This window comes from Mesorhizobium sp. WSM4815 (assembly GCF_055811575.1).
Window position 1 is genome coordinate 69927 of the sequence record NZ_JBVVQS010000095.1, and the last position, 26980, is coordinate 96906.

The 26980-nt window shown below is 61.1% G+C and carries 26 protein-coding genes; 19 read left to right on the top strand and 7 right to left on the bottom strand.

Annotated features, from left to right (window positions below; translation table 11 throughout):
• Positions 1-79 precede the first annotated feature (79 nt).
• Positions 80-1291 carry a UbiH/UbiF family hydroxylase gene (locus AC0L2B_RS17535; protein WP_473746250.1) on the bottom strand — a complete coding sequence of 404 codons (1212 nt, stop codon included), beginning with the start codon at positions 1289-1291 and terminating at the stop codon, positions 80-82.
• Between the two features lie 62 nt (positions 1292-1353).
• On the opposite strand from AC0L2B_RS17535, the gene AC0L2B_RS17540 reads away from it, so the two are divergent.
• The 8 genes from AC0L2B_RS17540 to AC0L2B_RS17575 all read left to right on the top strand — a co-directional run bounded on the left by AC0L2B_RS17540 (position 1354) and on the right by AC0L2B_RS17575 (position 9712).
• Positions 1354-2283 (top strand): DUF2182 domain-containing protein, encoded by a 930-nt coding sequence (locus AC0L2B_RS17540; protein ID WP_473746251.1) that lies wholly within the window; start codon positions 1354-1356, stop codon positions 2281-2283.
• A 12-nt stretch (positions 2284-2295) separates the two neighbouring features.
• Positions 2296-2910, top strand: coding sequence for a DUF1326 domain-containing protein (locus AC0L2B_RS17545; RefSeq protein WP_023801840.1), 615 nt, complete (start codon positions 2296-2298; stop codon positions 2908-2910).
• On the top strand, positions 2907-3743 hold the full coding sequence (gene pcsA / locus AC0L2B_RS17550) for a phosphatidylcholine synthase (RefSeq protein WP_027151735.1): 837 nt from the start codon (positions 2907-2909) through the stop codon (positions 3741-3743). The genes AC0L2B_RS17545 and pcsA overlap by 4 nt, the downstream gene beginning before the upstream one ends.
• A 34-nt stretch (positions 3744-3777) precedes the next feature.
• Positions 3778-4755: a quinone oxidoreductase family protein gene (locus AC0L2B_RS17555; RefSeq protein ID WP_473746252.1), complete on the top strand. Its 978-nt coding sequence runs from the start codon at positions 3778-3780 to the stop codon at positions 4753-4755.
• A gap of 230 nt (positions 4756-4985) precedes the next feature.
• A complete protein-coding gene (locus tag AC0L2B_RS17560; RefSeq protein WP_036261549.1) occupies positions 4986-6563 on the top strand; it encodes an ABC transporter ATP-binding protein in 1578 nt (525 codons plus the stop codon).
• A complete protein-coding gene (locus tag AC0L2B_RS17565; RefSeq protein WP_473746253.1) occupies positions 6560-7672 on the top strand; it encodes an ABC transporter permease in 1113 nt (370 codons plus the stop codon). The genes AC0L2B_RS17560 and AC0L2B_RS17565 overlap by 4 nt, the downstream gene beginning before the upstream one ends.
• The gene (locus AC0L2B_RS17570; protein ID WP_027151731.1) at positions 7672-8592 is read left to right on the top strand and encodes an ABC transporter permease; all 921 of its coding nucleotides are present in this window, start codon (positions 7672-7674) and stop codon (positions 8590-8592) included. The genes AC0L2B_RS17565 and AC0L2B_RS17570 overlap by 1 nt, the downstream gene beginning before the upstream one ends.
• A gap of 52 nt (positions 8593-8644) precedes the next feature.
• Positions 8645-9712, top strand: coding sequence for a BMP family ABC transporter substrate-binding protein (locus AC0L2B_RS17575; RefSeq protein ID WP_023801834.1), 1068 nt, complete (start codon positions 8645-8647; stop codon positions 9710-9712).
• 167 nt (positions 9713-9879) lie between these two features.
• Here the strand turns inward: AC0L2B_RS17575 and rimO are convergent, their stop codons facing one another.
• Together rimO and AC0L2B_RS17585 are read right to left on the bottom strand one after the other, a co-directional pair.
• Complete coding sequence (gene rimO / locus AC0L2B_RS17580) at positions 9880-11193, bottom strand: 30S ribosomal protein S12 methylthiotransferase RimO (protein ID WP_473746254.1); 1314 nt, start codon at positions 11191-11193, stop codon at positions 9880-9882.
• Between the two features lie 193 nt (positions 11194-11386).
• Complete coding sequence (locus tag AC0L2B_RS17585) at positions 11387-12073, bottom strand: TerC family protein (RefSeq protein WP_027151729.1); 687 nt, start codon at positions 12071-12073, stop codon at positions 11387-11389.
• 317 nt (positions 12074-12390) lie between these two features.
• On the opposite strand from AC0L2B_RS17585, the gene AC0L2B_RS17590 reads away from it, so the two are divergent.
• The 6 genes from AC0L2B_RS17590 (at position 12391) to AC0L2B_RS17615 (ending at position 16026) form a co-directional block, all read left to right on the top strand.
• Positions 12391-13206 carry a helix-turn-helix domain-containing protein gene (locus tag AC0L2B_RS17590; RefSeq protein WP_473746255.1) on the top strand — a complete coding sequence of 272 codons (816 nt, stop codon included), beginning with the start codon at positions 12391-12393 and terminating at the stop codon, positions 13204-13206.
• Between the two features lie 68 nt (positions 13207-13274).
• Positions 13275-13673 carry an SRPBCC family protein gene (locus tag AC0L2B_RS17595; RefSeq protein ID WP_473746256.1) on the top strand — a complete coding sequence of 133 codons (399 nt, stop codon included), beginning with the start codon at positions 13275-13277 and terminating at the stop codon, positions 13671-13673.
• 29 nt (positions 13674-13702) lie between these two features.
• Positions 13703-14059 (top strand): VOC family protein, encoded by a 357-nt coding sequence (locus AC0L2B_RS17600; RefSeq protein ID WP_473746257.1) that lies wholly within the window; start codon positions 13703-13705, stop codon positions 14057-14059.
• A gap of 355 nt (positions 14060-14414) precedes the next feature.
• Positions 14415-14900 (top strand): hypothetical protein, encoded by a 486-nt coding sequence (locus AC0L2B_RS17605; RefSeq protein WP_473519678.1) that lies wholly within the window; start codon positions 14415-14417, stop codon positions 14898-14900.
• Positions 14897-15490, top strand: a complete 594-nt coding sequence (locus tag AC0L2B_RS17610; RefSeq protein WP_473493198.1) for a hypothetical protein — start codon at positions 14897-14899, stop codon at positions 15488-15490. Before AC0L2B_RS17605 ends, AC0L2B_RS17610 begins: the two co-directional genes overlap by 4 nt.
• A complete protein-coding gene (locus tag AC0L2B_RS17615; protein WP_473507702.1) occupies positions 15466-16026 on the top strand; it encodes a hypothetical protein in 561 nt (186 codons plus the stop codon). Before AC0L2B_RS17610 ends, AC0L2B_RS17615 begins: the two co-directional genes overlap by 25 nt.
• On the opposite strand, the gene AC0L2B_RS17620 is transcribed toward AC0L2B_RS17615, so the two are convergent.
• Positions 16001-17158 carry a hypothetical protein gene (locus tag AC0L2B_RS17620; RefSeq protein ID WP_473746258.1) on the bottom strand — a complete coding sequence of 386 codons (1158 nt, stop codon included), beginning with the start codon at positions 17156-17158 and terminating at the stop codon, positions 16001-16003. The genes AC0L2B_RS17615 and AC0L2B_RS17620 overlap by 26 nt on opposite strands.
• A gap of 402 nt (positions 17159-17560) precedes the next feature.
• Here AC0L2B_RS17620 and AC0L2B_RS17625 point away from each other — a divergent pair, with 402 nt between their 5' ends.
• A complete protein-coding gene (locus tag AC0L2B_RS17625) occupies positions 17561-18220 on the top strand; it encodes a hypothetical protein (RefSeq protein ID WP_473746259.1) in 660 nt (219 codons plus the stop codon).
• Positions 18221-18701: 481 nt separating this feature from the next.
• Here AC0L2B_RS17625 and AC0L2B_RS17630 read toward each other — a convergent pair whose 3' ends face one another.
• The 3 genes from AC0L2B_RS17630 to AC0L2B_RS17640 all read right to left on the bottom strand — a co-directional run bounded on the left by AC0L2B_RS17630 (position 18702) and on the right by AC0L2B_RS17640 (position 21080).
• On the bottom strand, positions 18702-19181 hold the full coding sequence (locus tag AC0L2B_RS17630) for a hypothetical protein (protein ID WP_473746260.1): 480 nt from the start codon (positions 19179-19181) through the stop codon (positions 18702-18704).
• A 203-nt stretch (positions 19182-19384) separates the two neighbouring features.
• A complete protein-coding gene (locus tag AC0L2B_RS17635) occupies positions 19385-19516 on the bottom strand; it encodes a hypothetical protein (protein WP_473746261.1) in 132 nt (43 codons plus the stop codon).
• Positions 19497-21080 carry a hypothetical protein gene (locus AC0L2B_RS17640; protein ID WP_473746262.1) on the bottom strand — a complete coding sequence of 528 codons (1584 nt, stop codon included), beginning with the start codon at positions 21078-21080 and terminating at the stop codon, positions 19497-19499. The genes AC0L2B_RS17635 and AC0L2B_RS17640 overlap by 20 nt, the downstream gene beginning before the upstream one ends.
• 488 nt (positions 21081-21568) lie before the next feature.
• Between AC0L2B_RS17640 and AC0L2B_RS17645 the strand changes: the two genes are divergently transcribed.
• From AC0L2B_RS17645 to AC0L2B_RS17660, 4 genes are all read left to right on the top strand, one after another.
• On the top strand, positions 21569-21880 hold the full coding sequence (locus AC0L2B_RS17645) for a hypothetical protein (RefSeq protein ID WP_473493192.1): 312 nt from the start codon (positions 21569-21571) through the stop codon (positions 21878-21880).
• A 338-nt stretch (positions 21881-22218) separates the two neighbouring features.
• Positions 22219-23007 carry a YfaZ family outer membrane protein gene (locus AC0L2B_RS17650; RefSeq protein ID WP_473746263.1) on the top strand — a complete coding sequence of 263 codons (789 nt, stop codon included), beginning with the start codon at positions 22219-22221 and terminating at the stop codon, positions 23005-23007.
• Between the two features lie 91 nt (positions 23008-23098).
• Positions 23099-24349 (top strand): alpha/beta hydrolase, encoded by a 1251-nt coding sequence (locus AC0L2B_RS17655; protein ID WP_473746348.1) that lies wholly within the window; start codon positions 23099-23101, stop codon positions 24347-24349.
• 990 nt (positions 24350-25339) lie between these two features.
• Entirely contained in the window at positions 25340-26896 is a 1557-nt protein-coding gene (locus AC0L2B_RS17660; protein WP_473746264.1) for a DUF1254 domain-containing protein, read from the top strand.
• The last annotated feature ends 84 nt before the right edge of the window (positions 26897-26980 follow it).

The following is a 26980-nucleotide window of genomic DNA, read 5'->3' on the forward strand; positions in this document are numbered from 1 at the left end:
CCTATTTGACGCAGACGCCGCATGATTTCAATGCCGAACGCTTGACGCCCCGCCAAGCTCCGGGCCAGCCCGCCCTGTGCTAGCGCAGGATCTGTCTCCTTAAGCCGCCGGCGAGCGCTGCAAAACCACTGCCGGGCCGCAGCCCCTCGCGCATGAAAAAGGCGCGGAGCGGCGCGAATCCGCCAAGCACGCCAAGGCCAGCACTGCGCGCCATCTGTGCCGGCAGCATCTGCGAGAGCAGCGTTTTGTTGAGCAGGTTGACCGCATTGCTGCGCGCCAGGATGTCGGGCCGGCGCTTGAAATCATAGGCCACGAGGGCCTTGACGGTGCCCGGGTCGTCCCTGTTTTTGCAAGTAATTCCAATCAGATCATCGATATCCCTGATACCAAGGTTGAGACCTTGTGCGCCGATCGGCGGAAACACATGGGCGGCTTCGCTGACAAGTGCCACCCGGTTGCGCGCGAAGCACCGCGGCGTCACGCCGGAAAGCTGGTAGACCTGCCGCCCGGGTTCGACGGAAACCCGGCCCAGCATCGATTGCATCCGCTGTTCGACCCGCATCGAAAGCGCCGCGTCGTCCAGTGCGGCGAGTTCCTTCGCCGTTTCCGGCTCTACCACCCAGACAAGACTCGACCGGTTGCCGGGCAGGGGAACCTGGGTGAACGGGCCGGTCTCGGTGTGGAACTCGGTCGAAGTGAACGCGTGGTCGCTGCGGTGGCCGAAATTGAGAACCAATGCCGCCTGCGGATAGGACCGCGCCGACGTCGAGATGCCGGCAGCCTCGCGGGCCGGCGACAGACGGCCATCGGCAGCGACGGCCAGCGATGCCGTGATCTCGCTGCCGTCAGACAGCATCGCCTGCGCATGGTCGCCCTCGAGGCGCCAGGTCTCTACCATCGCTTTTCGCCATTCGATGCCGGAATGGGCGGCAACAACACGGGCAAGTGCGGGGTTGAGCGCACTGTTGGGTAAATTCAGTCCGAACTGCTCCTCGCCGATTTCGCTGGCGCGGAAAATGACCACCGGGCTGCGGATCAGCCGGCTGGTTGCATCGACGATGCGCATCACCTTCAGCGGTGCGGCCTGCGACCTCACCGCATCGAGCACGCCCAACCGTTCGAGGATCTTCAGGGCCGGGTTCATCAAGGCCGTCGTGCGGCCGTCCTGGCCATTTGCCTCGGGACCGACGAGCGTCACGGGAAAGCCGGCGTCTGCGAAACCAAGCGCCGCAATCAGCCCTGCCGGGCCACTGCCGGCAACCAGTATCCGTGCTGTTTCCCGACGGTCCAATTCGGCTTCCCGGTTGCGATGCGAGGCGGTCGGTCAGACCTGATGAGCATATAGATCAGATCATGCGGGTTGATCAACGCGGCGATTCGGCCCATTCGATTGCCATGACCGCCGAAGACCATGATTTCAGTCATCTCGACCGTTTCGGCCGCGCCGCGGCGAGCGTCTCGCGCAATCCTCGACTGGCGGTGAACATCGTTTTGGGCGCAGCCGTCGTCCTGGCATGGCTGCTGCTTGGCGCCATGGCCATACGTGGCGCCGAAAGCCGGGTTCCGGGCATCGATGCACCCGGCGACACGATGCTCAGGTACCTGCCGCTGCCGGATTTTCTCGAGCGCTTCTTCAGCCTTTGTCTTGCACCTGCGCCGCTCGACGGGGGCGTCGGCGCGCAGGCCGGAGCCCTCATCGTCATGTGGTTCCTGATGGCGGTCGCCACCATGCTGCCTTCGGCGGGGCCGATGATCCGCACCTATTGCGAGATTGCCGATACCGCGCGGATCAAGGGCGAAGCGGTCGTCCATCCGCTGATCCTGGTCGCCGGTTACCTCAGCGTGTGGTTGGCTGCGTCGGCAGTGTTTGCGGCGCTGACGCTCATCGTTCACGCCTTCGCCTCATCTGTGCAGATGCTCGATCCGGTGGTCGGAGCGACAGGAGCGGCTGCGCTTCTGGTTGCTGGCCTCTACCAGTTCAGCGGCCTGAAGGAAGCCTGCCTGACAAAATGCAAAAGCCCGTTCTCGATCCTGTTTTCGAACTGGAGCGCGAGGCGCGGCCGCATTTTCCGGCTCGGCATGGAGCAGGGTGTCTGGTGCCTCGGCTGCTGCTGGGCGCTGATGCTGGTGATGTTCGCCGTCGGTGTGATGAACGTGTTCTGGTTGGCGTTGATCGGCCTGTTCACCTTGATCGAAAAACAGACGGCGGACAGGCTGCCAACCCGGATCGCCGGTGCGATACTGCTTGTCTGGGCAACCGCCCTGCTAGTAGTCTCGGCATAGGGAGAGAATTCTATGGCGGATCAAGGCTGGGCAATGAAAGGAGAGTTGGTGCTCTCCTGCAATTGCACGGTTTTTTGTCCTTGCGTGCTGTCTCTCGGCAGTCATCCGCCGACCGAGGGCTATTGCCAGACCTGGGCGGGGTTCCGCATCGATGCCGGCCATTTCGGCGAGGTCGAACTGTCCGGCCTCAATCTTGGGCTGGTCATGGAAATCCCCGGCTATATGAGCCGCGGCAACTGGACCGCCGGACTGTTCATCGACAAGCGCGCCTCAGTCTACGCGGTAAAGGCGCTGACCAGGATTTTCACCGGCAAGGCTGGCGGGACCACCTCGCTGCTCTCCATCCTGGTCGGAAAGTTCCTCGGCGTCGAGCAGGCGCCGATCACCTATGAGACGCGCGACAGGACGCGGATCTTCCAGATCCCGAAGATCATCGATGGAGCCGTAACGCCGATTTCCGGCAAGGACCGCGACAAGGATACGGTGATCAGCAATTCGGAGTACTGGATCGCACCGGAAATCATCGTCGCCAGGTCCGACAAGAGCAAGATGCGGGCCTTCGGCCGCAACTGGAATTTTGCCGGCCGCTCGGCCGAAATCTGCAAGCTGGACTGGCGGGGCCCGTGAGCAAAAAAACAACGGCCAGAAAAATCACGGCCGGAAAAATCACGGCCAGGAAAATCGCCGACAAGATTCCGAGGCCGAAGAAGAAAGTCACATGGCCGCAGGCGCGCGCGTTTTCGGTGCATCTGCTGACCGCATCAGGCTCGTTCCTGGCGTTCCTGTCGCTGGTGGCGGCGAGCGAGCAGCGCTGGACGGCGATGTTCTGGTGGCTGGGGCTGGCGCTGTTCGTCGACGGCATCGACGGGCCGATCGCCAGGAAACTCGAGGTCAAGGAGATCCTGCCGACGTGGTCGGGCGAACTCCTCGACAACATCATCGATTACGTCACCTATGTGCTGATACCGGCCTTCGCGCTTTACCAGCGCGGCTTCATGGGTGAGGGCCTGTCGTTCCTGTCGGCGGCGATCATCGTCGTGTCGAGCGCGATCTACTATGCCGACACCGGGATGAAGACCAAGGAAAATTTTTTCAAAGGGTTTCCCGTGGTCTGGAACATGGTGGTGTTCACGCTGTTCGTCATCGAGCCGGGACAATGGGTTTCCTTCGCCGTGGTCGTGGTGGCCGCCATCCTGACCTTTGTGCCGATCAATTTCATCCACCCGGTGCGGGTGGCGCGGCTGCGGCCGATCAACCTTGGCATGACGCTGCTATGGTGCGCTTTCGGAGCGCTGGCGCTGGCGCAGGCAGCTCTTGCCGCCTTCTACGACCAGATCGGCGTCCTGGGCGAGCAGGTGAGTGTCTTCACCAAGATCGGCATCACGGTCACCGGACTTTACCTCGCATGCATCGGCGGTATCATGCAGCTCTTTCCAACGCTCGGCGCCAAGAAAACCTGATCCCATAGAGTCTGGTCCCAAGAGAGCCTCATCAATGTCCAAAGCAATACGCATCCACGCCCATGGCGGTCCGGAGGTCCTGACCTATGAGGACGCCGATCCGGGCCAACCCGGCTCGGGGCAAATCCTGGTCAGGCACACGGCGATCGGCCTCAATTTCATCGACGTCTATCATCGCTCCGGCCTTTACCCGCCGCCAGGCGGTTTCCCGCTGATACCCGGCAGCGAGGCGGCCGGGGTGGTCGTGGAAGTGGGCGCGGATATCGACTGGCTGAAGCCGGGCGATCGCATCGCCTACGCCGTGACGACTGGCGCCTATGCCGAGCAGCTCGTGATCGCGGCCGATCGCGTCGTCAAGGTGCCGGACGGTATCAGCGACGAACAGGCGGCCGCCATGATGCTGAAAGGGATGACGGCGGAATATCTGCTGCGCCGTACCTTCAAGGTGGAGGCGGGCGACACGATCCTGTTTCACGCGGCGGCCGGCGGCGTCGGGCTGATCCTCGGCCAATGGGCCAAGCATCTTGGCGCAACCGTGATCGGCACCGCCAGCTCCGCCGACAAGATCGAGCTCGCCAGGGCGCATGGCTTCGACCACGTCATCAACTACCGCGAGCAGGACTTCGTCGCCGGCGTCCTCGCCATCACCGGCGGCAAGAAGTGCGACGTCGTCTATGATTCGGTCGGCAATGACACCTTTCCGGCCTCGCTCGACTGCCTGAAGCCGCTCGGCATGTTCGCCAGCTTCGGTCAATCGTCGGGACCGGTCCCGCCGTTCAGCATGTCATTGCTGGCGCAGAAAGGTTCGCTGTTTGCAACCCGTCCGACGCTGTTCGTCTACAACGCCAGGCGCGAAGACCTGGAGGCGTCCGCCGCCGCGCTGTTCGAAATCGTGCTCAGCGGGGCAGTCAAGATCAAGATCAATCAGCGTTACGCACTCCAGGATGCCGGCAGGGCGCATTCCGACCTTGAAGGCCGCAGGACGACCGGGACAACCATTCTTGTCCCCTGAGCCTTGCTATCGCTTGGAGCGACGTTGCGTCCACTTGGACGCACAAAAGCACGCTCTGACATTTTGAATCCACGCATCGTGCTTTCCGAAAATCGATTTTGATTTTCGGGCCGATGCGTTAGGTTTCCGCTGAAATTCTTGAAGCTCTTTCAAGACGGGTGCCGCTTTGCGACGACAGCAGGCCGCGCATACCATGCCTGCGGGAACACAGAACATATCTGGCAAACCAGATGGGAGGCACTGTGAGTGCAAATCAGGACGACGCCAACCTGCTTGAGGTTCGTGGCCTTACCAAGACGTTCGGCACACTGACTGCGTGCGACCATATCGATCTCACCGTCGCAAAAGGCGAAATCCATGCGTTGCTCGGCGAGAACGGCGCCGGCAAGTCGACGCTCGTCAAAATGCTGTTCGGAACGCTGGAGCCCAATTCGGGCGAGATTTTCTGGAACGGCCAAGCGGTCACGATCACCAATCCCGGCTTTGCGAAGAAGCTTGGCATCGGCATGGTGTTCCAGCATTTTTCGCTGTTCGAGGCACTGACTGCGGCCGAGAACATCGCGCTGTCGCTGGACGACGGTTCGCCGATCAGCACGATTGCCGCGAAGGCGAGGGCGCTTTCCTATAGCTACGGCCTGCCGCTCGATCCGCAATCGCTGGTCGGCGACCTCTCGGTCGGTGAGCGCCAGCGTATCGAGATCATCCGCTGTCTGCTGCAGACGCCGCAACTCATCATCCTCGACGAGCCGACCTCGGTGCTGACGCCGCAGGAAGCCGACAAGCTGTTCGAGACGCTCGAACGGCTGCGCTCGGAAGGAAAGTCCATCCTCTACATTTCGCACCGGCTGGAAGAGGTCAAGCGTATCTGCGACCGCGCCACCGTGCTGCGCCACGGCAAGGTGGTTGGCCATTGCAATCCGCGCAAGGAGACCGCGGCATCGCTGGCCCGCATGATGGTCGGCAACGACGTGCAGGCCGTGGTGCGCGCGCCGGCCCAGGGTATCGAGACCGCGCAGCCGCTGCTTGAAATCCGCGCGCTCAGCCGCAAGCCGGCAACGCCGTTCTCGATCCCGCTCAGAAACATCAACCTGACCGTACGCGCCGGCGAAGTGATCGGCATTGCAGGCGTCGCCGGCAACGGCCAGGGCGAGTTCTTCGAATCCGTTTCCGGCGAGGTGCCGCAGCAGGATGCCGCCTCGGTACGCATCCGCGGCAAGGACGCCGGCGGCCTCAGCATCACCGGCAGGCGGCTGATGGGCGCTGCCTTCGTGCCGGAAGAGCGGCTCGGCCACGGTGCAGCACCGCGCATGAAGCTTTCGGAAAACCTGCTGCTGTCGCGCCATGCCACGGACGGCAAGGTGTTTGTCGGCGCCGGCGGAATGGTCAAAAGCGATGCGATCTATGCCGCTGCCCAACGCATCATCAAGGCGATGGATGTGCGCAAGAGCGCTGCGGACCCGGAGGCGGCAGCGCTTTCAGGCGGCAATCTGCAGAAATTCATCGTCGGCCGCGAACTCGACCGCAGGCCAAGCGTCATGGTCGTCAATCAGCCGACGTGGGGCGTCGACGCCGGTGCGGCCGCCCATATCAGGCAGACGCTGATCGAATTGGCCCGCAGCGGCTCGGCAGTGCTGGTCATCAGCCAGGATCTCGACGAATTGTTCGAGATATCCGACGCGATCGCGGTGATGCACAATGGCGAATTGTCGAAGCCTTTGCCGATCGCCGAGGCGACGTTCGAAAAGATCGGACTGCTAATGGGCGGGGCCGAGCCGGGCCACGCCGAACACGCTCTGGAGACGTCATGATGCGCCTCGAACTCGTCAAACGGCCGCAGCGCTCGATGCTGTTCTCGGCGCTGTCGCCCTTCATTGCATTCGTGCTGACGATCATTGCCGGCGCCATCCTGTTCGCGCTGCTTGGCGTCAATCCCTTGAAGGCGTTCCAGATCTACTTCCTCGAGCCTGTCAGTCAGGTCTGGCAGCTGCATGAGCTGGCGATCAAGGCGGCACCGCTCATCCTGATCGGGGTAGGCCTGTCGGTCTGCTACAGAGCCAACATCTGGAACATCGGCGCGGAAGGCCAGTTCATCCTGGGCGGCATCGTCGGCTCGAGCGTTCCGGTGCTGTTTCCACAGTTTGAAGGGCCGCTGGTGCTGCCGCTGATGCTGCTGTTCGGCATGGTCGGCGGTGCCGCCTACGCCGCCATTCCCGCCCTGCTCAAGGCGCGCTTCAACACCAACGAGATCCTGACCAGCCTGATGCTGGTCTATGTCGCGCAGCTGTTCCTCGACTGGCTGGTGCGCGGGCCGTGGCGCGATCCGAAGGGTTTCAATTTCCCGCAGACGATACAGTTCAACGACTCGGCGATATTGCCGGAACTGATGCCGACCTCCGGCCGTGCCAATTGGGGTTTCGTGTTCGCGCTGGTCGCGGCGGTGCTGGTCTGGATCCTGATGAGCCGCATGCTGAAAGGCTTTGAGGTCCGCGTGCTCGGCTCAAGCCCCAGGGCAGGGCGCTTCGCCGGCTTCGGCATCAACCGGATGGTGTTCTTCGCCTTCATGCTGTCGGGGGCACTGGCTGGACTTGCCGGCATCTCCGAAGTCTCTGGCGCCATCGGCCAGCTGCAGCCGGTGATTTCGCCCGGCTACGGCTTTGCCGCCATCATCGTGGCGTTCCTCGGCCGGCTCAATCCATTAGGCATTGTCGCGGCGGGCCTGGTGCTGGCGCTGACCTATCTTGGCGGCGAGGCGGTGCAAAGCGCGCTCGGCATCTCCGACAAGGTGGCGCGCGTGTTCCAGGGCATGCTCCTGTTCTTCGTACTCGGCTGCGACACGCTCATTCACTACCGCATTCGTCTGATCGGCCTGGCTGCGCCGACGCTTGAAGCCGCGCCGAAGCTGGAGGAGGTCCGCTGATGGACATCACCGTCAACATTCTTTTGACCATCGCAACCGCGGCGACGCCTTTGCTGATCGCGGCGATTGGCGAGCTGGTGGTCGAACGTTCCGGCGTGCTCAATCTCGGCGTCGAAGGCATGATGATCATGGGGGCGGTCGGCGGTTTCGGCGCCGGCTATCTCACCGGATCGCCATGGATCGGGTTGTTGGCGGCGATCGCCCTGGGTGCGGTGTTTTCACTGCTGTTCGCCGTCATGACCTTGTCGCTGGCCACTAACCAGGTGGCGACCGGCCTGTCGCTGACACTGCTCGGCCTAGGGCTTTCCGGCATGATGGGCACCAGCTTTGTCGGCCAGCCCGGCGCGAGGCTGCCAAACCTCGACATTCCCGGCCTGACGGCGATGCCCGTCATCGGCAGGTTGCTGTTCGGCCAGGACCCGATCTTCTACATCTCGATTGCATTGACCGCCGCCGTCATGTGGTTCCTGTTCAAGACCCGCACCGGGCTGACGCTGCGCTCGATCGGCGACAGCCACACATCGGCCCATGCGCTTGGCATCGAGGTCATCCGCTATCGCTACCTGGCGGTGATCTTCGGCGGCGCCTGTGCGGGCCTTGCCGGAGGGCACCTGTCGCTGGTCTATACGCCGCAATGGGTGGAGAACATGACCGCCGGACGCGGCTGGATCGCGCTGGCGCTGGTCGTGTTCGCATCATGGCGGCCATGGCGGGTGCTGGCGGGCGCCTATATCTTCGGCGCGGTCTGGATCGGCCAGCTTCATGCACAGGCTTTTGGCATTCCGGTTCCCTCGCAACTGCTTTCTTCGTTGCCCTATCTGGCAACCATCGTGGTTCTCGTTCTAATCTCGCGCAACAAGCGTTTGACGATGATGAACACACCGGCTTCCTTGGGGCAGCCATTCGTTCCGGATCGCTGACGATAAAAAGACAAACGGGAAGCTCCAAGGCTTAACTCAGAGAGGTAACACGATGAAAAAACTGCTTATTGCGCTGATGACCGCGGCGGCGGCATTGTCGCTGGCGGCGACCGCCGAAGCGCAGGAAAAGCTGAAAGCCTGTTGGGTCTATACCGGACCGATTGGCGATTTCGGCTATTCGTACCAGCATGACCAGGGCCGCCTGGACGTGGAGAAGGCGCTCGGCGACAAGGTCGAAACCGCTTATCTGGAGAACGTCTCCGAGGGTCCCGATGCCGATCGTGCCTTCGAGCGCCTGGCGCGCGAAGGATGCAAGATCATTTTCGGCACGTCCTTCGGCTTCATGGACCCCGAAGTAAAGGTCGCCAAAAAATTCCCCGACGTGATGTTCGAACACGCGACCGGCTACAAGACATCAGAAAACCTCGGCATCTACAACGCACGCTTCTACGAAGGCCGCTACATCCTCGGCCAGATCGCCGCCAAGCAATCGAAGTCGGGCGTCGCCGGCTACATCGTTTCGTTCCCGATTCCCGAGGTGGTGATGGGTATCAATTCCTTCATGCTCGGCGCTCAGTCGATCAAGCCGGATTTCAAGGCGAAGATCGTCTGGATCAATTCATGGTTCGATCCGGGCAAGGAAGCCGATGCCGCCAAGGCTCTGTTCGACCAGGGTGCCGACATCATCGTCCAGCACACCGACTCGACCGCTGCCCTGCAAGTCGCCGAAGAGCGCGGACTGCAGGGCTTCGGCCAGTCTTCTGACATGATCAAGTTCGCCCCCAAGGCGCAGTTGACCTCGATCGTCGACGATTGGGGCCCGTACTATATCGGCCGGGTGAAGGCCGCGCTCGACGGCACATGGAAACCCGGCAATGTCTGGCTGGGCATCAAGGACGGCGCCGTTAAAATGGCCCCTTACACCAACATGCCCGACGACGTGAAGGCGATGGCGGAAGCCACCGAGAAGAAGATCGTCGAAGGATGGAACCCGTTCACTGGGCCGATCGCCAAGCAGGACGGTACGCCGTGGCTGAAGGAAGGCGAAGTCGCCGACGACCCGACGCTGCTCGGCATGAACTTCTACGTCAAGGGCGTCGACGACAAGCTGCCGCAGTAAGCGCAAGCTGGGCCAAAATCTTGACAGGAAGGGCGCCGTGCGGCGCCCTTTCGTTTAGCAAGAGCCCGAAATCGGGATCGATTTCCGGAAGGGCCATGCGCAAAATCAGGTGTTATGCGGCGTCCTTTGCCGCCCGAAAGGACGCGGCGCCGTAGTGCGAGATGCGGTCAGACCGCTGAGCCGTAAAGATCGTAAGCGTCGGCACGGTCGATCTTGACGGTGACGACATCGCCGGCGCGCAACGGACGCCGCGACTGGATATGCACCGAGCCGTCGATTTCGGGTGCGTCGTATCTGGTGCGGCCCTTCGCCGAGGTGCCATGCGCCTCGTCGATCAGCACTGGCAGACGCTTGCCGACCTTCCTGGCGAGCTGCGTCGCCGAGATCTTCTGCTGACGCTGCATGAAACGGTGCCAGCGCGCCTCCTTGATTTCCTGCGGAACCTGTTCGAGGCCGAGGTCGTTGGAGCGGGCGCCCCTGACCGGCTCGTATTTGAAGCAGCCGGCGCGGTCGATCCTGGCTTCGTCCAGCCAGTCGAGCAGCATCTCGAAATCGTCGTCCGTCTCGCCGGGGAAGCCGACGATGAAGGTGGAGCGGATCGCCAGATCCGGACAGATTTCGCGCCAGCCGCGAATACGGTCGAGCGTCTTTTCGCCATGGGCGGGCCGGCGCATGTTCTTCAGCACTCGCGGCGAGGCGTGCTGGAACGGGATGTCCAGATAGGGAAGGATCTTTCCTTCGGCCATCAGCGGGATAACATCGGCGACATGCGGGTAGGGGTAGACATAGTGCATGCGTACCCAGACGCCGAGCTTGCCGAGTTCCTCCGACAGATCGAGGAATTTGGCCCGCACTTCGCGATCGCCGAACATGCTGGTCTGGTATTTGATGTCGATGCCGTAGGCGCTGGTGTCCTGCGAGATGACCAGGATTTCCTTGACGCCGGCCTTGGCCAGTTTCTCGGCCTCGCGCAGCACGTCGGCCGCCGGCCGCGAGACGAGATCGCCGCGCAGCGCCGGGATGATGCAGAAGGTGCAGCGGTTGTTGCAGCCCTCCGAAATCTTGAGATAGGCATAGTGGCGCGGCGTGAGCTTGACGCCTTGCGGCGGCAAAAGGTCGACATAGGGGTCGTGGCTCGGGGGCGCGGCCTCATGCACCGCAGCCATCACGCTCTCGTAGGCCTGCGGACCGGTGATGGCGAGAACGTTGGGATGTTTTTCGCGGATGACGTCCGGTTCGGCGCCGAGACAGCCGGTGACGATGACCCTGCCGTTCTCCGAAAGGGCGGAGCCGATGGCGTTGAGCGATTCATCGCGCGCCGAATCGAGAAAGCCGCAGGTGTTGACGACGACCAGATCGGCGCCGTCATGCTTGCGCGCGATCTCATAGCCCTCCGCGCGCAGGCGGGTGATGATGCGCTCCGAGTCCACGAGGGCTTTCGGGCATCCAAGGCTGACGAAACTGACGCGAGGGGCGGACATTTGCGGTTTCCAATGGACGCGGGCCGGAAACCCTTAGGCCCGGCCCGGAAGTCTCGATGCGTGTTGATCTTTTGAACTTTCGCAGAAGCTCAATTTGCACGGCGCAATAGCATAGTTCCTCAATCAGGCAAACCGACGAATGGCTTGGCGCCTCGGGCGGACCTGCACTGCTAAGACCGGCACTGCTCAGGTTTCAATGACCGCCCGGCCCGAACCAGGGCGCCAGGAACGCAAACTGTTCGGGCCACTGCTGCACAGCACCATCCAGAAGCATCTTCACGGCGACGTAGAAAATGATCACCAGGCCGATATAGGCGATCCAGCGGTACTTATGCAGGAGGCGAGCGACAAACGAAGCGGCGAAGCCCATCAACGCAATCGACAGCGCCAAGCCGATGATCAGGACCGTCGGATGGTCCATCGCCGCGCCGGCGACTGCAAGGACGTTGTCGAGAGACATCGAAACGTCGGCAATGACGATCTGCCAGGCTGCCTGAGCGAAGGTCTTGCGCGGCCCCTTGCCGCCAATCGTCCCGCTTTTGTCGTAATCGACATTCGACAACGCTTCCGTCGCGTCATGTTCCTGCTCGTAGCTGACACGCAACTCGCGCCACATCTTCCAGCACACCCAAAGCAGCAGCAGGCCGCCGGCTATGAGGAGAATGGGGCCGATGGTGAGAAGCCACTGGGTGATCAGAGCGAAGAAGATGCGAAGCACGGTGGCCGCCGCAATGCCGACGAGTATCGCCTTCTTGCGCTGATCCGTCGGCAGGCCTGCCGCAGCAAGGCCGATGACGATGGCATTGTCTCCGGCAAGCACCAGATCGATGGCAATGACCTGGAGCAGGGCCGCGAGGCCGGCGGCGGTAAAAATTTCCATCAGCTGGAATTTCCTTGCTTGGTCGCCAATCGTTCGTGCCCGGACGCCCTAACGTGTATGGTTCCCGTGCGTCAAGGCTCCATGGCGATAAAGACGGCAAACTGCCTATCGCGGGCGACATCGCCAGCAGCCGGTGAAAGCTGCCAATCGAACGACGCCCCGGTCGTCAGGACGCATTGCACCACAGACGCCAGTTCACAGTGCAGGCCTCAAACGAGGGATTGAAGCGCAGAGGAGGGTTGAAGCGCACCGCCACCGCAATAGATTTCGGGGACCGAAGAGTACGATGCCTAAAGTGTTCCTCACAGGAGAGGCTCGTGACGTCTGACGACAACACACCCGTCCTTTCCGGGGCACCAATCCTTTCCGGGGCAATCGGGGAATACCGCGAGTTCGATCCTGCGGCCGCACTCGAAGGGCATTTCCAGTGTGCCTGGTCCAATTCATTGCGAGCGGACGCGGCATTGCGACCGGACGCGGCGAGCCTGTCGGCCGTGGTCCCCGACGGCTGCGTCGACATCACCTGGATCGACGGCGATCTGGTCGTGGCAGGCCCAGACGTGGCGGTTGCCCTCTCTGCGCTGACACCTGGCTCTACGGTGATCGGCGCCCGCTTCCGACCGGGTGCGGCAAGCCGGTGGCTCGGCCTGCCGATGTCGGAAATCGTCGGCGGCCGGGTGGCGCTCAGCCACTTCTGGGGAGCGCTGGCGCGCGAAATCGCCGAAAAAATTGGCGAGGCGTCCTCGACGATAGAGCGGATGCGGGCGATGCAAGCGGCACTGTGCAGGCTTGCGCCGGATGTCGAGCCGCCGCCTGCTGACATGGGATTTGCCTTCAACGCGCTGAAAACCGAATCCGCCGGTCCGGGCATGGCGGTGATCCTCGACCGGCTCGACGTCAGCCCGCGAACGCTTCGCCGCCGCTGCCAGGAGGCTTTCGGCTATGGCCCGAAGACGCTCGACCGCATTCTCCGCTTCCAGCGGTTCCTATACCTGGCGCGGCAGTCCGCCGATCCGCGCCTGGCCGATCTTGCGTTCGAGGCGGGTTATTCCGACCAGGCGCATCTGACGCGCGAGGTGCGGCGCCTGTCGGGCTTCTCGCCGGCGACGGTTCTGTGGCAGCTCGGCGCCTGAGCTGGCCGTTTCGTTCAAGACGCCACCGCCAACGCGGCCTAGTCTGCCTTCGTTGAAAGGAGGCAGATATGACGATCTACAAATCCCGCATCATCACCGTGTCCATCGACCGGGACTGGCGCGAAGTCTATGACTTCGCCTCCATCCCTGAGAATTTCCAGCGCTGGGCGGCAGGCCTCGGCAGGCGCTTCGAAAGATCGGGCGAGGAATGGACTGCGGAGGACCCCGACGGCCGGCCCATCCGCATCCGCTTCTCCCGGCCAAACGAATACGGCGTCCTCGATCACATCGTCTTTGCCGATGGCAAGGAAACCCGCAATGCGGTGCGCGTGGTTGCCAACGGGACCGGCGCGGAGGTCATGTTCGTGCTGTTGAGAACGCCGGACATGACGCAGGAGATATTCGCTGCCGACGCCGAGGCCGTGCAGCGCGACCTCAACAGCCTGAAGGCAATGCTCGAACGCTGAGCTTCCAAAAACCGCGAAAGGAGAAGATCATGGCCAAATCCAGCAACGACAAGCGCATCGATTATGTCGAGTTTTCCGTCGGCGACATCGCGCGCTCGCGCGAGTTCTATGGAAAGGCCTTCGGCTGGTCGTTCAAGGACTACGGGCCGAGCTATTGCGAGTTCAACGACGGCCGCCTGACCGGCGGCTTCGCTCTGGGCGGCCAGGGCAAGGCGGCAGGCGGGCCGCTGGTGATCCTTTATGCTGACAAGCTCGACGAGACCCAGCGCCATGTCGAGGAAGCCGGCGGAAAGATCGTCAAGCCCGCCTATTCCTTCCCGGGCGGCCGCCGCTTCCACTTCTCCGATCCCGACGGCTACGAGCTGGCGGTGTGGTCGGATAAGTGAAGAGGTGAGGGGCGCCGAGCCGAGCCCGGCGCCTCTATCGAATGGTGTGGGGCCGAATGGTTTAGGCGAGCCCATCGGACTTAATGCCGCTCTTGGCGTCAGCCGCGGAGATTGAACACTGGCCGGGCGGGCCACGATCCGATTGCGCGGCTGGTGGCCTGCGCTGAACCCCTTTGGAGATGCCTGCCACTGCTGTTGTAACAAATCATTTTCGCATCGTATAAGGCTGGCCCGAGGACCATCGCATACCGCACGGCGCATGACGGAACCGACACGAACGACAATACGGCAACGGCTGTATGCTTTTCTGATTGCAGGCCTGGGCGGGCTGGCCGCATCGGCAATCTCGTTTTCAATGACGCTCTACGAAGCTGCCCACCCGCCAAGGACGCCGGTTGTGCAGGCGGGCCAGCAAATCGATGCCGGTCGCTGGTTTGTGACCTTGCGAACGGCACGTGTCGGAACCGTTCCGCCGACAGGCGTTCCGCCATCGCGGCCCGTGCAGCTTGTGATGGTAGATATGGATGTGGTGAACCGTTCCGCCACTCCCAACAACGTGCTCCATCGCGTCGTCACGCTCAGCGCGCCGGCGCAAAAGCTGCCGATGCCAACGGTTTATCTCGAGCGTGACAAGTACCTGGCGGGATATTTCAATCCCAACATGCCGGAACGCCTGACCATGGCCTGGGAGTGGCCGGCCGGTGTGCCCGTGCCCGACAAGGTGACGATCACCGTCACCGGCCAGATCTACAAGTTGCGCGACAATGTCTACGGTGCAAGCGGGTGGTTCGAACGTGATCCCGTTGCGACGGTCGATCTGCCGGTGGAGAAGGCGCCATGATACGCATGTTGCGTTCGGCGCTGGCGCTGCTGTTGGCTGCCGCCGTGCTCTACGGCATGCAGCATACGCGTCCGCTGTACAGCGACATTACATCGCCGATAGTCGCTTCGGGCGGCATGAACAAGCGTGTGGAGGCCCGCGCCTTCGCGCTTTCGCTGGACAGCGCCAGGGTAGCGCGTGTTCTCAACGTCGAGACCTTCGGCAAGTCAAAGACCTACACGAGTTCCGGCGTATGGGTTGTGGTCGAATGCGAGGCCGAAGCGAAATTCAAGTCCCTGGGTCTCACATCGGGCGAGTGGCTGAGCCGCAGCGGCATCCGTTATGTCCTGACCGACCGCTTGTGGGCGACGATCGAAATGATGCCGGGCGATGTCTACCAGCCCGGGCTGCCACGCCGGGTCCTTCTGGTGTTCGAAGTGCCGGAGGATGCTGTCGCCGGCGGGACCGTCGTGGTCGCACCTACAAAATTGCTGCCGCTCGACGACGAGATCCGCATCGCCACGACTATTTCCGGCAAGGACATCGAGCCGGCGATCACTTTACGCCGCAACGAAGAAAGGCCGCCATGGACAGTTCTCCCGCAAAGGTGAGGTCAACGCGGCGAGGCTACTGGCTGAGCATGATGGCGCTGGTGGTCGCACTGCCTGCCGCGTTGGCCGTGCAGACGTGGGGAAGCATCAAGGACTGGCGCTCTCAACATCTGCGCCAGCCGCTATCTGCGAGCCTGGGACAGCCGATCGACTATGCCGGCGCCAGCTGGACCGTGACACGCTTCACCAGACTGGCAGGCAGCGCGGGAAGCGCCGTCGTGCTTGCCGAATTCGAAGCTCTCGCTGCCGACCCGAAAGCGCTCGGCTCGGTACCTTGCGAGGTGCGGCTTTCCGATGGGAGCGGTCGCGAATGGCGGCCAACCCTGTTTGCCGATCCGGTGGTCAGGAAGCAGTATCCGGAGGCCGAGCAACGGTCCCAGTGCGGCGGCATGGCATTCGCGGCGACGGAGCCCGGCAAACCGGCACGGATGGCTGCCAGTTTTTCGATCCCACCTGCGGCGAGCGGCCTCAGGCTGTCGATCGCCCTCTACTCGGCGCTGCCGAGTTATCTCAGCGTCGGCGAGCCGCGGACCTGACGCCATTGTCTGCGCCAGCCATGGCGACCGCGGTCTCGAGCACGGCTGCAAGCAGCGCGACCCGGACCGCGTCGAGCAGGATTCCGCCGTCGAGTTCGCTTGGGCTGCCGATGAACAGGCTGATGGCATCGGCGAAGATCTGCCAGGTCGCGAGATCGTGCGCTCCGATCAGCCTCGTCAGTCCATACCATGTCCAGGCGCCGGCCCAGGAGATGGCCTGATAGGCAATGACGAAGGTGACAAGCGTGGCCAGGCCGGCACTGAGCGTCAGCTTGACGCAGGTCCAGACCGGCGAATAGCGGCTGCGGTAACCGCCAACGAAGTGAGACGCGAAATCCTTCAGCCACTTCTGCCAGGAGGTCGCTTGGGATGGCGCAGGACCGGAAGCGGCCGGCGCGGAAAGCTCATAGCCGTTGATGATCGCTGCCATCACCAGCCAGACAATCGGCAGCAACGCGAAAAAGAATAGATTGTGAAGCTGCTCGCCGAAGGGAAGCGGCCGGAACTCCACGGGAACGAACTGGCCGGCCGCGGCCGCCTGACTTATCGGCGCAAGCAAATCGAGGCTGAGTTGTTGCAAAGCGGCGCCTGCGCCAAGCCAGCGGATGAACTGGTCCTTCCATACGCCGAGCGCATAAAGGCCGATGAAGACCCAGGTTGCGTCCGTCGCCACGATCAGCAGCCGCCAGTAGGGGTGAGACGCGCGCGCATCCAGTCGCTTGGCGGCAAAACGCACCAGCCAGCATATGACGATCGACAGTGCCACGCCGCTTGACTGAAGAATGGCGAAGATGTCGACGCTCTTGCCGAACTCGGCCTGGGCGAGCGCCATGCGCGAATATTCGCGAACCGTATCGCCAAGAAAACCCCAGGCGGCGTAATAGGCGAAGAACGGCAGGATCGCAGCGGCGGTAATCGCCAGGACCGGCTCCCGTTTCGTTTCGTCCACTGTCTTTTTGGCTTTTTGCCTCAGTGCCGCCACCGCCGGCATATGCGGCCGGAGCACCACGAACATCATGACCAGCACCGTCAGCTTGGCGAGGACCACCAGCGACAGCATGACCATTCCGCCCAGCGGGAATTGCAGGCCGATCGTCACGGCGCCCTGAAGCAGCAGACCACGAGCGATCATGCCCAGGCAGCCGACAAGCAATAGCTGCGGCCAGCACTGGACAAGCAACCGCGCGGTTAATGCAAGCGGCCGAAAAATGTCCTCAATTGCCGTGGTCAAATTCAAACCACCTGGAGTTGAATACGATCGGAGGCCCTTACAGGCGATGGGAGCTGCGGTTCAACCATGGCGTTCGGCCTCCGTCAAATAAGTTCATGGCGCAGCCATGCTCGGCCAAGTTGTTTCCGGGCGATCGGGGATCCTATCATCTTCCAAATCAATTCATCAATTCGCCAAAACCCTTTGGAATCACAGGGAAGTCGAACCTGGCTCTTAACCGCATAAGCAGCGTTGAGTTATTGCCATGCCCCATGCGCAGTCAATAGCTTGTGCTTTTCGAAGATCGCCAGTTTCTGCGGATAAGTGATCCGCACCTTGGCGTTGCACCCGTCGCATCTGAAGTGGGCGATCGTTTTCAGCGCGGAGCCCTTCCTTACCGCCGGATGCGAGCAATCCGGACAAGCGAATGTGAGGGCAACATCAGACAGGTCTTCGGCCAAACCCATTTCCATCTCCTTCGCAAGCGCTGTGGCTACACTCTGGCGAGACTCAAAAAGCAATTACGATGCCAATCCGGCTGTGCCAAAGCGGGACAAGAACGATTCGTCAGGGAAAGCCGCCAAGCTAGCGCGCCTGTTCTGCGCCCTTTGGACGACGAAGCGACCTGACCTCCTCCAGCAGTTCGCGCTCACTGGTCGTAATGTTTCGGAAGATTGCGACAATCATCACCGCCAAGGCTTCGGCATCCCGGCTCAAAGGGTCGATGTGTTCATCTGCGCAAACCTGATCGTACACGCGTTCACAAATAGCCAGATCGTGAGGGCTGAGGCGGGTGCGATTGAAACGCCGGTGCGGCATTGCGAACCTTCGAGGCTCGCTGCCCGTGCAAAAGAAGCGGGCCTTCACAACAAACGCGAGTCGTCGAGTGGTCGTTCCCGGCTACAAGCTTTTGTTACGCCGACCAACGGCAGGATCCGCGTCTCGGCTCCTTGCGATTACGCCAAAGTGGCCTTCGTGGGATGACGTATAAATTCGTCTGTGGTCGTCATTTGACGACTGTTCAAAGCGGTATCCGTTGAGCATTCTCAACGCCACGCGCGGGGGCGGAGATGTTTTTCAAACAGAATCCGATGGATCATATAGCGGACGATCCCATTATCCGCTGCGATATCGCAGATCGGGTATTAAAGGCCGCCGAGAGCGATGGGAATCTCCCGATTGCGTGGCGCGTGTACAGATCGCCGCAAGTTGCAGAAAAAACCCGTCAAACCCGCGCGTCTGCTGGTCCAATGCATGTTGCGCAAAAGCATGCCCTCGGGCCTGACACTGGGCCTGACACGAGGGTGCGCAGCCGAGCGGCCGGCGCCGCTTGGGGGGCGTGGGGTAAGAACGCTTGACGGCGCCGGCCAGGCGGATTGGGGGGTCCGCCACCGCTGGATAGTATCGATCTTGGCAAATCAAGTAATTCCGTTATCGCGGAATGTCAGGAGCCGGTCGACAACGCTCAGTCCTTTGCATCGTCATTGTCCTGCACTGAGCCGTCGTTTTCATCTGCCGGGCCTTCATACCCGGCCAGCTGCCGGTCGGCCACTTCTTTGGCGAGGCCCACCAGGGCGTCGACCTCTTGCATCCGGTCCACATGACCGCCATTGGCGACGTGTTTCCGGATCCTCTTCAGTTGGTCAGAGGTTCGTCGCAACGTTTGCGCGATTGACAGCTTCTTGGCCACGGCTGCATCTCCTGCATCCCAACCAACCATCCAGACGAGCAAGCGTTCCGGCGGGAAAGCTTTTGCGACAAAAGTCGATACTCCATCGACCGGCTCGATACAGCCCTCGCAACTGAGACAGGCCGTCGTGGCATCAAAGGTGCGCCGCAATGGGTCAACATGTCTGGCACCACAATTGCATGGGCATTGATAGGGGGCGAGTGGGGGCCCCGCCGCTTCGCAAATGGAGCGGCGGGGCTTTTTTGCGTTCTTCATTGGCAAGTGCTCAATGATGCAGCACCTCGCCAAAGATGATGCCTCTGATGTGCTTGTTGGTTCTAATCCTGGAAGTCCGCGCCTTCCATTGAGCAAGTTCGAGTGGCCCGGCAGCTCTATTGGGGGACTGTCAGCAGGCCGCCGGGCCAAGACCGCCAGCGTGCTTAAGAGGAGGCGCTGTGCTGGCTGAGCAAAACCTGCGCTCAAGACAACGCAATAGCATCATTCGAACGAACACTTTCGTCCATCCAGATCTCGATGTTTTTGATGCCGGCTTCGCCGCCGGGCAGGTGAGGGGCGGGCGCCTTGAGCTTCTTAGTCGCCTGCGATGCCAAGGCCCGCTTTCCTTAGCGAGCCGAGGAAAAACTCGACATCTTGCGAACGGGCCAACCGCGCCGAAACCACCTGGCGCATGTTCTTCACCAAATCAGGTTGATTTTGGTTCAGCCATGCGACCTCGCGATCAGCCGCGATTTTGTATCCTCCCTCGCCGAAAACGGCAGCGGCAAGCAGATGATAGATCGGATTCGACGGAAATGGCGATTTGTTGATCCACATGGCTGCCTGCGTATAATCCCCGCTGAAATACGAGCAAAGAGCCAGATCCACGTCATAGTAGCCTGGCCCTGGGTTCTTCTGACGCGCCTCCGCTATCAACTGGCATCCGTCATGCCAATTTCCAGAAACCGCCAGGCGCTCTCCATATTCACCCATAAACTCGGTGTCGTTCGGGTTGATGCTTAAAGTCTGTTTGCCCACTTTCAATGCGGCATCGATCTCCTTGTGGAAATAGAGCGCAACCATTTCGGCCTGGCGTCCCCGGATGTTGACAGGATCAAGCCCCACAGATCGCCTTGCCGCCGCCAAGGCGCGGTCGAGCGCAGCGGCGGACTCTGCCGGGTCGGCTGAAAACTCGAATCGGTAGTCATCGATGTAGATCAGCGAGAGAAGACCCCAGGCGGTGGCGTAGGTCGGAAAGCGGTCCACCGCCTTCTCAAGGCACCCGCGTACCGATGACCGGCTTTCTGCATCGACACCGACCCGATATGCGTAAAAAGAAAGCGTGCAAGAGTAGGCGGCCCAATCGTCGGGCGGATTGACGACGTGGAGATTGGCGTCGGCCTGGAAGATGACGCCATATGCCTGGGCCAGGCTCGATGACACATTACGCGCGATGTCCGTCTGGACTTCCACAAGCTGCGCCACTTTCAGCCCGCCATCATAGCTTTCTGCCCACAGAACCGAGTTGTCCGCCCGGTTGAGCAGCCGGACCCGAAGCCGGAAGGCATCGGTCGACAGGTTCACGCTTCCGGCCAGGACAAATCTTGCCGGCGAGATCGATGGATCCTCCCCCTTTGCGGCCGACTCCACGACCACGATATCCTTGAACTTGGAAAGCTGGCTGACGACTTCCTGCCTCAATCCGCTCGCAATCGCCCTGGAGGCTTCCGTTCCTGAAAGGTCGTCAAACGTCTCGACCAGCAGTCGCGGGATCTCAGGCGAAGTCGGGCGAACATCGCTCCTCGCCAATCCCAATGCCAGAACAGCCAATGCCGCGACGATTGCCGCAAGAGCCACCGTCAGCCATGATGCCTTCATCCATCGAGCAGGGGGCGAGACTTTCTCTGCTCGGTCGACAGGCAAGTCCGGCTCTATGGTCTCGAGGGGCGATCGCACCGAGAACGTTGGAACGTAACCGCCTTTCGGGATCGTGATGAGAATAGGATCGTCGTGTCCGGCAGTCAGGTAGTATCGTTCGAGCCCGCGCCGGAGGTGGCCAGCCTCGATCCGGACAATCGGATCCGTCTGCGGGTCGAAGGACATGTCACGGCCGAACACTTCGACCGCGATCGAATAGGCCTTGATACGATCACCGCGACCCGCCAGCGTCTCCTCCACGACATGGCTGAGGAAGCGGCGCTCGCGACCGGTTGCATCGAAGTCCGCGCTGTTGAGGATCAGGGCAAGCTGGGCACGACATTCCTCTGGGGCGAGCCCATGCTCCCTCCCTATGGCTGGTTCCGCCCGGATCACCTTGGTTCCCTCACCTGACGTTCTGGGGGTGACCACTCCCAGTTATATTTCTTTTTTCGCCGGTTACCCTCGCTGCGCAATTTATAACCGCGAGCCTGTTCTTGCAATACTCCCAGTAGTCTGAACGGATAACGCTGGGACGACGGCGACGGTTCGCGCAATGCACCGGCGGATGACAACGGATCAAAGAGTTAGGCGGCCTCGCCGGCAGCGCAATTTGAATTTGCGATTTTAGGCTTGGTGCCGACCGCTATGGATGTTCAGAAATTACCCTGTCGCCCACGTAACTTACATTCCGCAGCCGCCTCCCTGCGATAGGCTACGATGGTTTCGGAAAAACACGAATTTGCGCCATGAGGATGGACGACGAACCGGCTGATAGACAAAGAGCGGTCTCGGCGGCGGTTCGTCGGTTCCCGCAATTTGAATTGGCGATCCATCGGCTGTTGGGCCGAAGTGAGGGCTTTCAGGATATGTGCGAGGAACTTGCAGAAGCGGAGCTGGCACTCTTGAGGATCGACAAGGTCCCGCCGGCATTGCGCGAGTCCAGACGAGCCGAATGGCAGGAACTGGTGGATCGGTTGGTTGGGGAGGTCGGAGCCGTGCTGCGCGCGGATGCCGCCCGGAAACCGCACGTCATTCCTTGGCCGCCACGCCAGAATTAAGCGGAGGCTGGCTTGGAATTTCTGTCTGGCAATCGACCTCGACAAATTATAGCAGCCGTGCTCCCGGCCCTGCTTGTCGTCACGGTAAGCCCCGATAGCGGACCCGACGGGCTCGATTGCGCACGGGACTGCTGTTCCCGAAGTAGGCCCGGCACTGTTCGTCCGTGACAGCAACAAAATGAACCGCTGTCGACATGAGAGACGATCGGAAACCGATATCCATTAGCTGAGCGGCGCGAATAGATATATGTTGTCGCTGCGGGCGCGATCGCATCGGACATGAAGTAAAAGACGGAATTAGAGGGGACTTCGATATGGGAAGCATCCGAGCTCTCGTGTTGGCTTCGGCGGGAACAGCGGCAGCGCTGTTTGCGGTGCCGGCGATCGCTGCTGACGCTGCGACGCAACTTCCTGAAGCCGCGCCCGTGCCTGCTGAAGCCGTGCCGGCCTGGACCTTCACCGCAGAACCCTATTTCTGGATGGCAGGCATGAAGGGCAGGGTCGGCGTCAGGGGCCTGTCGCCGGTAGATATCGACGTCGATTTCGGCCAGATCTTTGACCACATCGATTGGTCTCCCCCGCCGGTCATGCTTGCCGGTGAGGCGCGCAATGGCCGCTACGCACTGTTCACCGACTTCATATACCTGGGACTCGAGGCCGATGGCACGTCGCCCGGCCCGTTGGCTCTTTTCTCGGCCGAAGCGAACATGGACACGGTGGTGTGGACCTTCGGCGGCTCCTATCGGGTCTTCGACAATGGCACCGCGACCTTGGACGTTCTGGCCGGCGGGCGGCTCTGGCACCTCGATGCAGATCTGACCGTTACTGGCCCTCTCGCCGTAAGAGAGGCCAGCGGCAGCAAGACCTGGGTCGACCCCATTATTGGTGTGGCCGGCGATGTTGCTCTCGGCAACGGTTTCGGACTCCATGGCGAGGCGGATGTCGGTGGCTTCGGGCTTGGCGCCGACATCGATTGGCAAGTGCAGGGCACGCTTCAATACCGGTACAGTGATTGGGTCACGCTGGAAGCGGGCTATCGCTACCTTGCCGTAGACTACGACGACGACCGATTTGTGTTCGACATAGCAATGCAGGGACCAATCATCGGCGCCAAGTTTCGGTTCTGATTATATCTGAGCCTGGGACGGCTTCGAACGGGAGAAGAGTTTGGGGAACTGTTTCGTGAGCCCGTCCAAAGTCAGGCGTAACAGCAACGTCTTGTTGGCATCGGCGTTGGTTGGCCTGCTGTGGGGGTGCGCGTCCCGTCCGACGAATGTGCTGCTGCCCGTGGCCGATACCTCGCCGTCCTCCAGCAAGGTGGAGATGCTGGTCGCAACGACACGCAGTCGTTCCTCCAATCCGGCACAAATGTATACGGGCGAGCGCGGACTGGCCCCCTCGTTCGCCGAAATTACGGTTTCGATCCCTCCGCCATCCGTCCGCAAGGTTGGAGAGGTTGCATGGCCCAAGAAGCTGCCATCAAACCCGGCGACTGATTTCGCCGTCGTACAGGCCCAGGAATTGACGCTCGAGACAGCGAAGGGGTGGCTTAGCGCCTCGGTCAGGAAGAGCCCGGATCACAGTGTCCTCGTCTTTATTCACGGATTCAACAATCGCTTTGAAGACGCGGTTTATCGTTTTGCGCAGATCGCAAAGGACACGGACACGCAAAGCGTCCCGATCCTGGTCACCTGGCCCTCCCGAGGCAGTGCGCTGGCGTATGGCTACGATCGTGAAAGCACCAACTACACGCGAAATGCGCTTGAACTGCTGTTCCAATACCTTGCACGCGATCCCCAGATAAAGGAAGTTTCGATCCTCGCCCATTCGATGGGCAACTGGCTTGCGCTGGAAGGCTTGCGCCAGATGGCCATCCGCAATGGCGGCCTTCCGAAGAAGTTCAAGAACGTCATGCTGGCCGCGCCAGACGTCGACGTCGATGTGTTTCGCACTCAGATTGCCGACATGGGCAAACAGCACCCGCAGTTCACCCTCTTTGTCTCGCAGGACGATCGCGCACTCAAAGTTTCGCGACGGGTCTGGGGCGATATCCCCCGGCTCGGATCGATTGATCCGGAACAAGCTCCATACAAGGAAGATCTCGCCAGCAACAACATAACCGTCATCGATCTGACGAAAGTCAAATCCGGAGATCCTTTGCATCACGGCAAGTTCGCCTCGTCACCGCAGGTCGTGCAACTGATTGGGGCGCGTATGGCCGGCGGCCAGACGTTGACCGACAACAGGATAGGCCTCGGCGACACGATCATTCACGCAACGACCGGTGTGGCGGCAGCGGCGGGCAGCGCGGCAGGGTTGGTGATTGCCGCACCCGTTGCAGCCGTCGATCAAAACAGCAGAGAAAATTTGGGCAATCACATCGGCGCCTTGACGGGTTCCCAGGCCAGCCAGAAATCGGGTGCTGGCAAGAAATGCGTTGGCTCCGCCACAAAAGATTGCAAGAAATAATCCTTCGTGGAAGCCAAAGGCGGCAGCACTGAAGCCGATGACGGGGAGAGTCAGCCGCGTCCGCAGGAACGTTGCCACGGTCCCGTCCGGCAAAAAGGGGGGATGAATGCGTCGCATCGCTCGGATCTCGCTTGCTATTATCCTTTCGCTAGCCGTCGCAATCCTGACTGCCTGGGCCGCAGTGGCCGGCGTCCTTTTCATCTTGTTCGGCCTCGCCACCGTCATCGCGCTCTTCAGCCGGTTTCGCATCAGACGTTTGTCCTATTTGCAGCTGCGTTTGCTGTGGTTCTGGTTTGGTGGAGCACCATCAGGCCTTTCGCCAGTTGTCGCGACGGCTCTCGCTCCTGAATTCCTTGTTGATAAAGAGCGGACATTTCGGCGTGCAGAGCGCACACATTGCGGGGATCCAACTCCACCGCGTGCCGGGCGATGGCCAGGGCACGACCGACCGCCGGCGACGAGGCGGGTCAGCCGGAAACATGAAACGGACTTAGTCGATGGTGATATGAGCCAGCACGGCCCAGGGCATTCGCATACTTAGGAAATCGCCCGACCATCCAAGGCAAACGCGTGCTCCAGCGCTGGCCTTGGGAACGAGGGCCACCGGTATGCCGTTCGCGATCCGGTGGACTTGGGCACGACAGTCTTTCCGCGCGGGGGATTGAACTTCCTTACTGCGGAGGCATCCGCCCGGATTGCCGTACCCTCGCGTGTTGAGGTTTTCGACCGCCCGCGCCTCGTTTCTTCGTCAATTACGGGTTGGTCCACGTAATTTACATACTGCGGCTGGCACGGCACGAATGCCGAGCCTAGGTTGCTTTGAATAACGTGGCGCAATGCGAGCGAGTATCGGCCAAAAGGCAAGAAAAGCATTTTCAGCGCAGCGCGTCGGTTCCCGATCCGTCGGTTGATGGGCCGGACGCTTCTGTTCCCGAAAAAATGAGAAGACCGGCCGCCCGCGGCCTGAACCGCTGTGAAGGATGAAAAGCCATGAAACACTACCTGAAATTGGCCGGCTCTACTGCGACTGCTGCACGCACGACGAGACTGCTTTGCGCCACCGCCGCGGTGGTACTGATCGGCATGAGCACCGCTTCCGCCGAAGCGCCGAAGATGAAGATGACGACGCCGATACCGGATTCCATCGTCACGCCGGAGAGCGTGGACACCAGGATTGGCAAACTGAATTTCTTCGATGGCTTCCCGGATGACGCCACTTCGGAGAAGATCTACGACAATCTCGATTTCATGCGCGGCGTCGATGCTTTTCTCAACGCCATGCCTGGGGCATCCGTCGAAGCTATGCGGGTTGGATTTGCCAGCCAGGGAGCCGACAACAACCAGACCATCCTGGTGTTCGAAAACCTGGCGGACTCGCGTTCGCTGTTCCTGACCGCCAACACCGAAAGCATCTACAATCTGATGTGGCTGGACACCAAGGCTGGCCCGCTGGTCATCGAGACACCGCCCAATATCTTGGGCATGATCGACAATCACTGGTTCCAATATGTCGGCGATGTCGGCAATGCCGGACCGGACAAGGGCAAGGGCGGAAAATACCTGCTTTTGCCGCCGGGTTACCAAGGCGAGATACCCGAAGGCTATTTCGTGTTTAAGACGTCGACCTACGGAAACCTGTTCTTCTGGCGCGGCTTCCTCGAGAACGGCAGCACCACCACTGCCGTCGAAAACACCAGGAAATTCGCCAAGGTTTATCCTCTTTCGGAAGCTGACAACCCGCCGCCGATGAAGATCATCAATTCTTCCGGCAAGGAGTTCAACACCATCCATGCCAATGATTTCCATTTCTACGAGGAAGTGAACGACATCGTCCAATACGAGCCGGAGGAGTCCTATCATCCGGAAGTGTTGGGACAACTCGCCGCCATCGGCATCGTAAAAGGCAAACCCTTCGCACCCGACGAGAGGATGAAAAAGATCCTCACCGAAGCCGTAGCCGTCGGCAATGCGACAGCGCGCACCATTACCTTCAAGACTCGTATGAAGGACGCCTACTACTATCCGGACAGTGCCTGGTTCACCGGCTTTGTCGGCGGCAGCTACGAGTTCCTTCTGCAGCCCGGCGTTCGCTATCTGGATGCCCGTGTCCTGTTCCACTACTATGCGACGGGCATCACGCCGGCCATGGCGATAAAGCGCGTCGGCATCGGTTCGCAGTACGCAGGCGCCACGACCGACAAGGACGGCAAGCCGTTCGATGGCGGCAAGACCTATAAGGTGCATCTGCCGCCAAACATTCCGGCAAAGAATTTCTGGTCGTTCGTCTTGTATGACAATCAGACGCGTTCGATGCTGCAGACGGACCAGCAATTCCCTAGCATCGGCAGCGACAAGAAAGACATTGTGATCAACGCGGACTCCTCGGTCGATGTCTGGTTCGGCCCGACAGCGCCGGAAGGCCATGAGACCAACTGGGTCCAGACGGTTCCCGGCAAGGGCTGGAACGTTCTTCTTCGCCTCTATGGTCCGCTGCAGCCATGGTTCGACAAGACCTGGAAGCCGGGCGAGATCGAACTCGTCCCGTGACAAGTGGATACGGTTGGCCATGGGGCGCGGATCCCATGGTCCGCTGGCGCTCTTCTCATTCAACGTCGGCGTCGAACTTGGCTA